General features: G+C 64.3%; 1 protein-coding gene. It reads right to left on the reverse strand.

All coding sequences use genetic code 11. From position 1 onward, the window contains the following. Positions 1–59: 59 nt before the first annotated feature. Positions 60–14,030 (reverse strand): amino acid adenylation domain-containing protein, encoded by a 13,971-nt coding sequence (locus tag ACFVMC_RS30805; RefSeq protein WP_379216125.1) that lies wholly within the window; start codon positions 14,028–14,030, stop codon positions 60–62. Positions 14,031–14,275: the final 245 nt, after the last annotated feature.

Below are 14,275 nucleotides of genomic sequence, written 5' to 3' on the forward strand. Positions count from 1 at the left end.
TAGCGAAGGACAGGAACTGTGCGGCGGTCCGGCGAGCGTGGCATAGTGCCCTCGAGGCGTCATCGATACGAGTAGACGTGCTCGACCATGATCTCCTCGAATCTGTTCTTCATCTTCTCCGCGGTCCCTGCGTCGATCACGTCGGCGGCGTACTCGAGCACACCCCACAGCGATTGGGCTCTCCCGGGCGGCTGGACTTCGGACAAGATCAGGGAGACGTCGAAATCGGCCGGGTTCGTGCTAGCGACCGGTACCCAGTGAGCGGCGAGGCCCGCGCGGTCGAGGTCGGCAGCCGGGATGTTCTGAAATGCCAGCCGGAGCCGAAGCCGAGGACGAATCCCGAGGTGATCGGCAAGGAACTCGAAGGGGATGTCCTGATTGTCGAGAGCGGCCAGGGTGGTCTGCCGGACCCTGGCCAACAGGTCGGGGAATGCCGGCGCTCCGGCTACATCGGTCCGTATCACCAGGAAGTTTGTGAATCGGCCGATGGCGGCCTCCATTCCCGGCTCGGTGCGACCGGCTGTGGGCGCGCAGATGGCCAGATCGCATCCGAGACCGAACTCGGTCAGCATCAGCGCGTAGGCGGTGTGTACAACCATGTAGACGCTGGTGTCGTGAGCGTTGGCGAAGGCCGCCAAGCATCGATATTTCTCCTCGTCCACGCCCAGGTACACCTGTCCGGCCTCCGGCTGGACACCGGGCCGGCGCCGGAGCGCCGGGACGACCTCGGGCAGATGCTCGAGAGCCGCCGTCCAATACGCGAGCTGCGTGTCGATCGGTGACGCAGTGCCGAGCAGCTGAAGTATTTCCTGCTGCCACGCCGCGTGCGCGGCGTATTGGATGGGCAGCGGCTGCCACTGCGGCGCTGTGCCCTCGCCGCGCGCGTGCAGGGCGGTAGCGAAATCCTGGATGAGCGGGGCGGCCGACCAGCCGTCAGCGGCGATGTGATGCAACATGATCAGCAACGCACTGGATTCTGCGCCGGAGTAGCAGCGAATCCGAAGTGGCACCTCGACGCGGACGTCGAACGGCAGCCCGATATCGGCGGCGATGGCCGCGGGGATTTCGTCTGCCACCACGCTGGCGAAATCGATGGTGGCACCGGGCAACACCCGCTGGATACCAGGAAACACGGTGCGCAGGATCTCGTGGCGAACTACCAGATCGGACTGGGCCTGCCGCACGACCTGCGGTGAAACAGGTTCGGTGAAGCGCAGGGACATGACGTAGGCCCGGCCCGGGCCAGGTGCCCGGCGCTCGTACTCGTTGAGCTCCAATAGCCGGCGTTGCGGAAATGCAAGTGGGATGGGATCGGAGTAGCCGATTCCGGCGCGGGCAGGTAGGCCATCGCGACGGACCGGCACGCCGACGAGCGCGGCAACGGTCCGAGCCTCGAAGATCTGCTGCACCGTCAGGTCCATACCGAGCACCTCGCGAAAACGAGCCCGCAGCCGAACCGCGCTGAGCGAATCGCCACCGAGCGTGAAGAAGTCGTCATCGATGCCGACCGCGGGTACTCCCAACACCTCGGCGAACAGGGCCGCGACAGTGGATTCGTGTTCGGTGCGCGGCGCCCGTCCGGTACCGCGGGCGGTGAAGTCCGGTTCGGGTAATGCTTCGATATCCAGCTTCCCATTGACCGTGAGCGGCCAGGTTGTGACCGGCGTGACGGCCGCCGGGATCATATGGGCTGGGAGATGTACCGCGATCTGGCGATACACCTGCGCCGTATCGAATTCATCGCTCGCCCGGACATAGGCGAGTAGCCGATTGCCGCGACTGATCACCTTCGCTTCGGCGATGCTCTCGAGCGCGGCGAGAACCGCTTCGATCTCGCCCGGTTCGATGCGGAATCCACGCAACTGCACCTGGCGATCCGCCCGGCCGAGATATTCGAGCCCGATCCCCCAGCGGCCGAGATCGCCGGATCGGTACATGCGGGATCCAGGCGGGCCGAACGGGTTGGCGACGAAGCGGGTGGCGGTCAGCCCGGGGCGCCCACGATAGCCGCGCGCGACTTGTGCTCCGGCCACGTATATCTCCCCGTCGACCCCGGTCGGTGCCACGCGCACTCGGCTGTCGAGGATATGGACCCCGACTCCGGGCAGGCTCAGCCCGACCGTTCTCGACGACGATGTGGCCGCCCATTCGTCCAGTTCGCAGATCGTCACGTGAACGGTGGTTTCTGTAATGCCGTAGAGATTGACCACGCGCGGGGTGTCGGTGCCGTAGCGGCTGTACCAGTCGCGCATTCTGCCCGAATCCACGGCTTCGCCCCCCAAGACCACATATCGCAAAGTCAGCGCGCTGAGGCCGGTGCCACGGACTGCTTCGCTGAATTGCCCGAAAGCCGAAGGGGTCTGGCTGAGCATCGTGACACGCTCGCGAATCAGCAGGTCCCCGAACAGGTCCGGCGAACGCGACGTGATGTGGTCCACGATCACCGCCATCCCGCCGGTGGACAGTGCACCCCACAGTTCCCACACAGCGAAATCGAAGGCGAACGAATGGAATACGGTCCATACATCGGCGCTGCCGGCTTCGAACAGCGGGAGCGCGTTCGTGAGCAGATGTACGACATTGCGATGGGTGACAGCTACGCCTTTCGGCGTGCCGGTGGAGCCGGAAGTGTAGATGACGTAGGCGAGATCGTCGGGATGAGCGACCGGCCTGTCGAACGCGGGATTCACTGTGTCATCAACGGATTCGACCAGCACCACCGGGGTATTACCGACAGGCAGTTCGGCTCGCAGCCGATCGGCGGTGAGCACACAGCTGGGCCCGGCGTCGGCCAGCACGAATTCGAGCCGACCCGAAGGGTAGGCCGGATCGATAGGCAGATAGGCGGCGCCCACCCGCAGTACCGCCAGGAGCGCAATCGGGATGTCCACTGTGCGCTCGAGTGCCACGGCCACCAGATCACCTGGGCCGACTCCACATCCAGCCAAGTGATGGGCTACGCGATCGGCTTTCTCCGACAGTTCGGCGTAGGTCAGCGTCGTCGAACCGGCGCGGACCGCGTTCGAGTCAGGAGTCGCACGACATTGTGCGTCGATGAGGTCGACCAGAGTGGCGTCGTCTTGCTCACCTATACCGGGACGGCTCGATTGCCGCAGAATCTGGTCGCGCTCCCCGTCGAGAAACACATCGATATCCGCGACCGATTGGGCGGAATCCGCGACAATCCCGGTCAACACTCGTAGCAGCCGGTCGCCGACGCGGCGGATTGTCGGCTCGTCGAAGAGGTCGGTCGAATACGAGATCGCTATGGGTAGATCGCCTTCGGCACTGTCGTCGACGGTTACGGTCAGGTCGAATTTCTCTGTCGGACTGGGCACATCGAGGATCTGGGCCCGGACGCCGGGCAGCGCCAGATCGACCCGGGGCAGGTTCTGAAAGGCCAAGGCAACCTGAAACAACGGCGACCGTGCCGGTACGCGCGGTGGCGCCAGCGCGTCGACCACGGCGTCGAACGGCACATCCGCGTTCGCGAAAGCGGCGACTGCGACGTCTCGTTGCCGAAGTAGCAGCGCGGCAACCGATTCGGCGGGATCGATGCGCGCTCGCAATACCAGCGTATTGACGAACATGCCGATCACACTGTCCATTTCGACCTCGCTACGCCCCGCCACTGGCGTGCCGATCGCCACATCCCTGCTGTCGGTCAGCCGCGCCAGCAGGACCGCCAGCCCGGTCTGCACGACCATGAACATGGTCACGCGATATCGCTCGGCCACGGCGCGCAAGCCGTCCGCGGTCGCCGCGTCGAGCGTGAAGTGAACTGTTGCGCCGGCGTAGGAGGACTCCGGCGGACGAGGATGGTCGCCGGCGAATGTGGATTCTTCCGGCAGCCCGGCCAATTCGTCACTCCAGAAGGCCAATTGGGCGGCAGCTAGCGATCCCGGATCGGCCGGACTGCCCAGCAGCTCACGATGCCATCGAGCACAATCGGCGAACTGCACCGGCATCGGCGCCCAGTCCGGGTTCATACCGGTTGCTCGCGCAGCGTAAGCGAGCATGAAATCTCGAGAGAGCAGGCCCATGGACCAACCATCCGCGCTGATGTGATGGAGCACGAAGACGAGTACCCATTCACTGTCCGCCGCCAATTCGAGGAGGACGGCACGCACCGGCGCCCCGACAGTGACGTCGAATCCCTGCGTGACGAGTTCGCCGATGCGAGTGGACAGCCGTTCCGGGATGACTACCTCCGGTTCGAACTCGATCCGGGTCGGTGGCAGAATCTGCTGCCGCGCACGCCCGTCCTGTTCCGGATACCGAGTTCGAAGCACTTCGTGCCGGGTTACCACATCGGTCACCGCGGACTCGAGCGCCGGAATATCGAGAGCGCCGGTCAACCGGATCGCGACCGGAATGTTGTAGGTAGCCAGGCCCGGGTTCACCCGGTTGAGCAGCCACATCCGCTGTTGCGGGGGTGAGAGCGGGATCGGTTCCCGGTACGGGCCAGCGATCAGCGGGGGCCGCGAGCGCGCCCCGCGATACCGCATGACCTGTTCCGCAAGACCCGCCACCGTCGGTGCTTCGAACAGCAGTCGAATCGGATACCGAATTCCCATCGCCGCGCTGAGGCGCCCGATTACCCGCGTCGCGATGAGCGAGTTGCCGCCGAGCGAGAAGAAATCGTCGTCCATGCCGACCCGCTCGGCCGCGAGGACCTCGGCGAAGATCGAGGCGACGAGCTGCTCAGCAGAAGTCGTGGGAGCACGATAGGTGGTCGCGGCGAATACCGGCGGCGGCAAGGCGCTTCGATCCAGTTTGCCGACCGGGGTCAGCGGCGGCTCGTCGAGCACGACAACCGCCGTCGGCACCATGTACGACGGTAGCCGTCGGGCGGCGAAGGCGATGAGTGCCGCGGGATCGGGTGCACAGTCGCGCCCGACACACACGTACGAGACAAGGACCGTCGCACCGGAGTGCCGCTCGCATCCGACGGTGACCACGAAATCGACATCCTGGTGCGTAGCCAGGACGGCGTCGACCTCCCCCAGCTCTATCCGGAACCCACGGATCTTCACCTGGAAGTCGGTACGCCCGCGGAACTCCAGCGCACCACTTCGCCAGACGACGAGATCCCCGGTGCGATACATACGCGTGCCCGCGCCGAACGGATTCGCTACGAAACGCTCGGCCGTCAGATCGGCACGGCCGAGGTAGCCACGCGCCAATTGCGTTCCCGCCACATACAACTCACCGCAGACCCCCTCGGGCACCGGCCGCAACCGGGCGTCGAGCACGTATACCTGCGAGTTCCATTCGGGCGAGCCGATGGGCGGGGAGGCAGAATCCGCGCGGATCACCTGGTGGGCGGTGATCGACACTGCCGCCTCGGTCGGGCCGTACAGGTTGAACAGCTCGATCGGCGAATTGTGTCGCAGGAGCCGCTGGGCCAGACTGCCGGGCAATGCCTCACCTATGGAAAGCACCCGGCGTATCGAGGTCGGGAATGCGCCGACAGTCAAGACGTCGAGCATCGATGGGACCGCATGCAGGAGGGTCACCCGTTCTCGCCTCATCAACTCGTTGAGGTATTCCGGATCCTGCTGCCGATCCGGTGCCGCGACCACCAAACGGCCCCCACACGCCACCGCCGACCAGAATTCCCACACCGACAGATCGAATGTCGCCGCAGTCTTCAACAAGAAAGTTTCATCGACGCCGAGACCGAATTCACCTACCTTCCAACGCAATTGATTCACGATCGCCGCATGGTCGATCGCCACCCCCTTCGGCCGGCCCGTCGAACCCGACGTGAAAATCACATACGCGGTGTTCGATGCACGCAGCGGCGCTACCCGGTCCTCGTCCCGAAGCGGTGCCCCATCCACGACGTCGAGAACCAAATCGTCCACGGCCACCGTGGGCACGGCATCAGAGACGAATCCCGCGTCGGCATCGGTCAGCACGCACACCGGTGCAGCGACGTCGAGAATATCCTTCGTCCGCTCGCCTGCCTGATCCGGATCGATCGGCACATAGGCACCACCGGCCTTGGCGACGGCGTACATCGATACGATCAGATCGGTTGAACGACGCAGCGCCAGCGCAACCCGGGATTCCGGCCCGACGCCGAGCGAAATCAAGTGCCGGGCAAGGCGATTGACCCGTACATCGAGATCTGCGTAGGTCATCGTGGCACTGTCGTCGGTGATCAGCGCGGTGCGCTTCGAGTACGCGGACACGGTCTGATCCAGCAGGGACACCAGCGTCTCGCCGACAGCCAGGGCCTGCCCGGTTCGGTTACGCGCGAGCACCAAGTCTGCGCGCTCGATCGGATCCAGCAACTCGATGTCACCGACCGGTGTGCTCGGCACCGCGGTGATTTCACCGAGCAGTCGTGCGAATCTGTCGACGAACGCCTGCACCGTGTCGCGGTCGAAGATGTCGGTGGCGTAGGTGAAGAATCCGTCAATGCCCCTCGGCCGGTCGGCCGCGTCGTATCTGTCGGTGGCGATGAGATGCAGATCGAACTGGGTGAGCTCGGTATCGATATCGAACCCGGTTACGGTGAGATCGGGCAGGTCCAGCGTCGGCAGCGCGAGATTCTGGAATGACAGACCGACCTGGAATACCGGGTGCCGCGCGGTCGAGCGCGCCGGGTTGAGCAGCTCGACGAGCCGCTCGAAGGGAACGTCGGCGTTGGCTATCGACTCGATGTCGATATCGCGCTGCCGCGCGAGCAATCGGTCGAACGGCTCACTCGATTCGATCCTGGTGCGAAACACAACCGTGTTCACGAACATCCCGATCAGGTCGTCGAGCTCAGGCTCGCCGCGCCCCGCGACCGGTGTGCCGATCGCAATGTCGTCGCCACCGGACAGTCGGGCAAGCAGAACTGCCAGAGCAGTGTGCACCACCGTGAACAATGTCGTATTCGCCGCACGTGACAGCTCGATCAGTGCTCGGTGGGTGGTCGCGTCGACACTCAGTTCGACTCGGCCACCGGCGAACGATCGCACAACGGGGCGAGGCCGATCAGTGGGCAGGTCCAGTTGGTCCGGCAGGCCGGAGAGCGCCCGCTGCCAGTAGGCCAGTTGCGTGGCGACCATCGATCCGGCGTCGTCCTCGCTCCCCAGCAATGCACGCTGCCAGACCGAGTAGTCGGCGTACTGCACCCTGAGGGGTGCCCAGCCTGGCGACACTCCCCGGGTCCGGGCCGCGTAGGCCGTCATCAGATCGCGAGTCAATGGGGCCGCCGATGAGCCGTCACCCGCGATGTGATGGACGACCAGTACGAGCACGTACTCCGGTACCGCCCCGTCGAACTGGAACAGCACGGACCTGACCGGCACCTCAGTGGTGACGTCGAATGGCCTGAGTACTACTTCGCCGACCGCCGATTCGACGTCCGCGGCCGCCACCGGCAACACATCCAGGTGCGACACGGCGTCGGTAGCCGACAGGATCACCTGTACCGGGCCGGATTCGGTATCGGGATAGACGGTGCGCAGAATCTCGTGTCGTTCGACCAGATCCGCCATCGCTGATCGCAATGCCGCCACATCGAGTGCCCCGGTCAACCGCACTGCGATCGGTACGTTGTAGGTCGCCGAACCGGCGTCGAAACGATTCAGAAACCACATGCGCTGTTGGGCAAGAGAAAGCGGCAGAGGCTCGGGACGGGCCAGCCTGCCGAGCTCGACCCCGCGTCCTGTGCGCTCGAGTGAGCCCAGCGCGTCTGCCAACGCCAGCACCGTCGGCGCCTCGAACAACTTCCGCACCGGAACCTGCGCATCCAGCACGGTCCCGAGCCGAGCGCTCACTCGGGTCGCGACCAGCGAGTTACCACCCAGCGCGAAGAAATCGTCATCCAGCCCCACCTGTGTGATTCCCAGAGTTTCGGCGAACACGTCGGCAACGATCCGCTGCATCGGGGACGTGGGCATCCGGAAGGTGGCGACCCGGAATCCCGGGTCCGGCAGTGCGCGCCGATCGAGCTTGCCGTTGGCGGTGAGCGGAAACTCGCTCAGAATCAGATAATCGTTCGGGACCATATACGATGGCAGCAGCGCGGACACGGCCGAACTCAACTGTTCGATGTCCAGGTACCCTGCGGCCTCGACAGTCGGTACCACATAGGCCACCAGGCGTGCACCGATCTCGGGATCGGACTTCACGATCACTGCGGCGTGGACAATTTCCGGCAGAGCCGACAACGCGGCCTCGATTTCGCCGAGCTCGATCCGGAATCCCCGAATCTTCACCTGGAAATCAGAACGACCGTGGAACTCCACCACACCATTGCGCCAGGCAACCAAGTCGCCCGTACGGTACATACGTTGACCCACGCCGAACGGATTCGCTACGAACCGATCCGCCGTCAGCTCGGCACGACCGACATAGCCACGCGCCAATTGCACACCGGCCACATACAATTCACCGGTCACGCCGTCGGGCACCGGGCGCAGTCGCGCGTCGAGCACATAGATCCGCGAGTTCCACTCGGGCACACCGATAGGCACGGAAGCCTCGTCCGCTGAGGTCACCCGGTGCGCGGTGATCGACACCGCGGCTTCGGTCGGACCGTACAGATTGAACAGATCGGCGGTATTGCCACGAAGGAACCGCTGTGCCAACGAAGCCGGCAAAGCCTCCCCGATCGCCAATACCCGCAGCAGCGAATCGCCGAGAGTCCCATCGGCCTCTGTGAGCAAGCCTTCCAGCATGGCCGGCACGGTATGCAGCGTCGTAACCCGGGTGTCACGAATCAATTGGTTCAGATAGGCCGGATCCTGCTGCCGATCCGGTGCCGCGACCACCAAACGGCCCCCACACGCCACCGCCGACCAGAATTCCCACACCGACAGATCGAATGTGGCCGCAGTCTTCAACAAGAAGGTTTCATCGACGCCGAGACCGAATTCACCTACCTTCCAACGCAATTGATTCACGATCGCCGCATGGTCGATCGCCATCCCCTTCGGCCGGCCCGTGGAACCCGACGTGAAGATCACATACGCGGTGTTGGCGGCGCCGAACTCACGAACCAGTTCGGCCGGCGCGAGCGCATCGCCGCGGCGATCGGACACGTCCACGACATCCACGGCCACCCAATCCAGCTCCGCACTCACAGAAATGGAATCGAGTATTGCGGACGTAGTCAGTACACACGACGGTGCGACAGCCGTGAGGATGTATTCCAGACGCTCACGTGGCTGCGAAGCGTCCACCGGCACGTATGCCGCACCTGTGCGCGCCACCGCGTACATGGCGACTACCAGATCCACCGACCGGTGAATGGCCAGAGCCACCCGATCTTCCGCACCGATGCCGCGTGCGATCAGCCACCGTGCCAAGCGGTTGACCTCATCGTCGAGTTCGGCGTAGGTCAAGACCCGCCACCGTGGAGTGCCGAGCAGGGTGGCATCGGCGCTTGCCTCATCGGCGACGACGGCCACCGCCTCCGGGTGGGACGCCACGGCCGCGTCCAGCAGCGACACCAACGTCACCGCCGAATCGGCCTCGTCTCGGGTCTCGTTGCCGCCGCTTCGAATCCGATCGCGTTCGATCGCATCGAGTAGGTCGATGTCACCGACTGCGATGTGCGGTGCAGCCAGAATCTGCTCAAGCAGACGAACGAACCGGTGGACAAAACCTTGTGCAGTAGCCTCGTCGTACATGCCCACCGCATAGGTCAACTCACCCCTGATGCCGACCGGTATGCCGGACTCGTCGTAGTGGTCGGCGACGATCCAATGCAGATCGAACTGCGACACCTCGGTGTCGAACACGATCGGTGTCACGTCCAGCCCGGGCATCTGGACACCGACCTCGGTCAGATTCTGGAACGACAAGCCCACCTGGAACAACGGATGACGCGCCCGCGAACGGATCGGATCGAGCACCTCGACCAGTCGCTCGAACGGTACGTCGGCATTGGCGAATACCTGCAGATCGTTCTCACGTTGACGTGCGAGCAGATCGGCGAAGGCCTCCGCCGGGTCGACCTGAGTGCGAAACACCAAGGTATTCACGAACATACCGATCACATCATCGAGCGCCGCCGCACCGCGCCCTGCCGTCGGCGTACCGATCGCGATATCGTCGGTACCCGCCAACCTGGCCAGCAACACCGCCAACGCAGTGTGCACGACCATGAACAGCGTCGCGCCTTCATCGCGCGCCAATTCGATCAGCCCACGATGGATCTCGGCATCGATCGACACCGCGACACTGCGGCCGATCAGCGTTTGCACCGCAGGCCGGATCCGATCCGACGGCAGATCCAGTTGATCGGGCAATCCGGCCAGCGCCCGCTTCCAATAGCCGATCTGGTTGGACAGCAACGATTCCGGGTCATCCTCACGCCCCAGCAACGCGCGCTGCCACACGGAGTAGTCGGCATACTGCACCGTGAGCGGTTCCCACCCCGGCGCCGCGCCGGTGGCACGCGCCGCGTAGGCCGTCATCAGATCTCGGGTCAACGGCGCCATGGACGAACCGTCGCAGGAGATGTGGTGCACCACCGTCACCAGGACGAACTCGGCATCCGCGCCACCGGGCGACCCTCCTTCGACCTGGAACAAGACCACCCGCAGCGGCACCTCCCGAGTCACATCGAAGACCGATGACGCCACGTCCACGACTGCGGCCATGACCCGGCTCGAATCGACCGCCCTCACTTCCAGATCCGGAACTGCTTGTCCCACAGGCACAATTTCCTGGTGTGGAATCCCGTCGCCCTGCGTCGGATACAGCGTTCGCAGTACCTCGTGGCGCGCAACGATATCGGCCACCGCCGTTCGTAGTGCGCTCACGTCGAGTGCGCCGGAAAGGCGCACCGCGGCGGTGACGTTGTAGGCCACCGAGACCGGGTCGAAGCGGTTCAAGAACCACATCCGCTGCTGAGCGTATGACAGGGGAATCGGATCCGGTCGAGCCATAGAGCCCAGGTCGATGCTGGTGATCCCAGTACGGGAGTAGGTACTCAGCGTTGCCGCCAACGAGGCGGGGGTCGGCGCCTGGAACAGGGTCCGCACCTGGATGCGCGAACCGAGCGCAGCGTCGAGCCGGGCAGTGACCCGCATCGCGTCCAGCGAGTTACCACCCAGATCGAAGAAGTCGTCATCCAGGCCGACACGGTGCACACCGAGCACCGCGGCGAACACCGATGCCACGATCTCCTCGACCGGATTCGATGGCGCGCGGAACGTGGCAGCCTCGAACTCCGGTGCCGGTAACGCGCGGCGATCCAGTTTGCCGTTCGAATTCAGCGGAAACGTTTCGAGTATCACGTACGCGGCAGGAACCAGATAGAAGGGCAGATACGCACTGAGCGCCGACCTCACCTGCTGCACATCGATAACTCCGTGCGCTGGCACGAGGTAGGCGACCAGACGATCGCCTCTTCCGGTATCGGACCGGACGGCGACCGCTGCCTGCGCGATCGCCGGGAGCGACAGCAATGCGGTCTCGATCTCGCCCGGTTCGATGCGGAGACCACGCAACTTCATCTGGAAGTCGGTGCGACCGAGATATTCGAGAATGCCGACGCCGTCGGTCTCACGCCAGATCACGCGGTCACCGGTGCGGTACAGGCGGTCGCCGAATCCGAACGGGTTGGCGACGAATCGATCCGAGGTCGTTCCGGGACGACCGAGGTAGCCGCGGGCCAGCTGAACGCCTGCAATATACAGTTCGCCCGGAAGGCCGACAGGCGCGGGGCGCAGCCGCGAATCCAGCACGTAGACACGGGTATTCCAGATCGGACCACCGATCGGCACGGTGGAGACGGCCGGGCTGACCGGCCAATGGGTGGCAACGATCGTTGCCTCGGTGGGGCCGTAGAGGTTGTGCAACTCGGCCGAACCAAGGGTTCGAAAGGCCGAGACTGTGTGCGGGGAGAGCACTTCACCGGCCGCGAATACGCGACGCAGGGTGCGGCACTGCTCGCTCGTGGCAACGGCGAGAAACATATCGAGGATGGACGGCACGAAGTCGGTTACAGTGACCCGATGTTCGGCGATCAACTCCGCCAGCCGAATCGGATTCTCACACTCCTCAGCCGTGGCCAGCACCATTCGAGCGCCGACCAGCATCGGCAAGAACGACCCCCAGAGCGACACGTCGAAACTATTGGACGTCCGGTGCAGCCAGACATCGGATTCGTTCAGGTCGAACGCACTGCGCATCCAGCGCATCTGATTGATCAGCCCGGAGTGGGTGACCGCCACGGCCTTGGGCTCACCGGTCGAACCGGAGGTGTAGATGACATAGGCGGTATTCGCACCACGCAACGACGTTCGACGTTCGTCGGTAATCGACGCCTTCGCGTACTCGGACAAATCCAGAGTATCGATCTCGACGCAGTGGACGTCGGGTGGCAGACCTGCACGGTCGGCGGAGTCCGTGAGCACAGCGACCGGATGAGTGGCCCGTAGCAATTGCTCGGAACGCTCGGACGGATGACCGGGATCGATGGAGACCCATGCACCACCGGCCCGCACCACGGCGTGCATGGCCAGCATCGCGTGCACGCTCCGCCGCATATACAGTGCGACAAGGGATTCCGGACCGACACCGATTTCGATGAGGTAGCGGGCAAGCTGGTTCGCGCGTTCGGCGAGTGCCCCGTGGGTCAGTGAGACTGTGCCACATTCTACCGCGACTGTGTTCGGCGTGCGGGCTGCCTGAGCATCCAGCATGGCGGGCACGAGCCCCTCGGGTATCTCGAAGCCGGTGCAGTTCCACTGGTCCACCATCCGTACGGCCTCGTCGAGGTCGGTAAGTGGGACCTCCCAGACCTGCGCATCGCCATCCGACGCGAGAAATCGCCGTAGGAATCCCAGAAACCGGGTGTGCTGGCGGTGCGCCTCCTGGTCCGAATAGACGTTCGGATTCGTCTCGAACATCACCTGATGTCGCCGCCGCCCGGCACCGCGATAGATGTTCACCACCAGATCGTCGACCGGACCGGTGGACAGTGCGTGTACCTGTCCGTTGGCAGCACCGAGCCTGACGTCCCGGTCGAGCGGTACGACATTGATCCGCGGCCCGAAGCCTCTGACAAGGCGCCCCGATTCGATGAGATCGCGGCGAATATCCGCTCCGCGATAGCGCTGATGGCGCAACGCTCCGCTCACCGCGACCTGCACCTCACGCAGCAGCTCGGACACCGTGGCTGTGTGTTCGACACGCACGCACAGCGGCACCTCGTTGGCTACTATTCCCGCGCTGCGACGCAATAGCGCCGTTGTGCGCGCGGCGACAGGCAGGCTCAACACCACCTGTGGCGTACTCCTGACCTGCGCGTGATAAGCGGCAAAGGCCGCTATGCACAGCACTGAATCCACGGTATTCAACCGCAACGCCGCTGAGTGCAGATCGGCGTCCGCGGGTAGCTCCGCGGCGGTGACGCCGCTCACCGGCGCTGCCGCGACCGTGGGCTCAGCCGCACCGATGCTGTCCTGGTATTCCGATACGCGGGCCAGCCAATAGTCTCGATCGGTATCGAAGCGAGAGCTACCGCGATACGCGAGGTCGTATTCGACTACGGCATCGAGTTCGTCACTCGACACCGGCTCGCGTGGCAGGCCGGCGACTTCTGCCGAGTAGAGTTCCGCCGTACGTCTCAACAGGTTCGTCACGCCGAACCCATCCATAGCGATGTGATGGGCACGGAAGAACCAGAACCATCGGGTCGGCCCGATTCGCAGCACCGCCATACTGACGAGCCGGTCCGTCAGCACATCCAGGTGCTGGCCCGTGGCCCGCAGCATCCATCCCCGACCGGCCGATTCCGGATCGACAGCGGTCCGGAAGTCGATGTACTCGAGTTCCTCGTCAACACGCGGCTCAACGACCTGCCAGAGTCGATCGCCGTCGTTCTCGAGCCGCACGAATCCAGAGCCCAGTTCGATTCCGGCGGCAATGACCGCTTCCCGCAACATCTTTCGGTCCAGATCGCCTTCGAGATCCACGTACGAGGCGAAATTCATCGGACGGGCCGGATCCGACCGACAGGCATCCCATATCTCGACCTGCGCCGCCGTCAACGGCATCCTCTGTTCCACGCTGCCCGAACACCTTCCCGCGAATACGCCAGCCGGGGAAGGAGATACACGACGGAAACGTCCACAGCAGAAGCCATGGTGTCGAGTCCCGGACTGGGTGACAGCCACATGCCATGGCCACCCCCTGAACGCTACTGACTACCCAAGCGTGGCAATACGTCATCGAACAGTACTGACCACGCGGTCATCCGACATGCCCCAAAAAGTGGGCCCAGGCAGACACTGTGACGGCAGCCCCGATCCGG

Origin of the sequence: Nocardia sp. NPDC127579 (assembly GCF_042672005.1) — a bacterium.
Taxonomy (GTDB): domain Bacteria; phylum Actinomycetota; class Actinomycetes; order Mycobacteriales; family Mycobacteriaceae; genus Nocardia.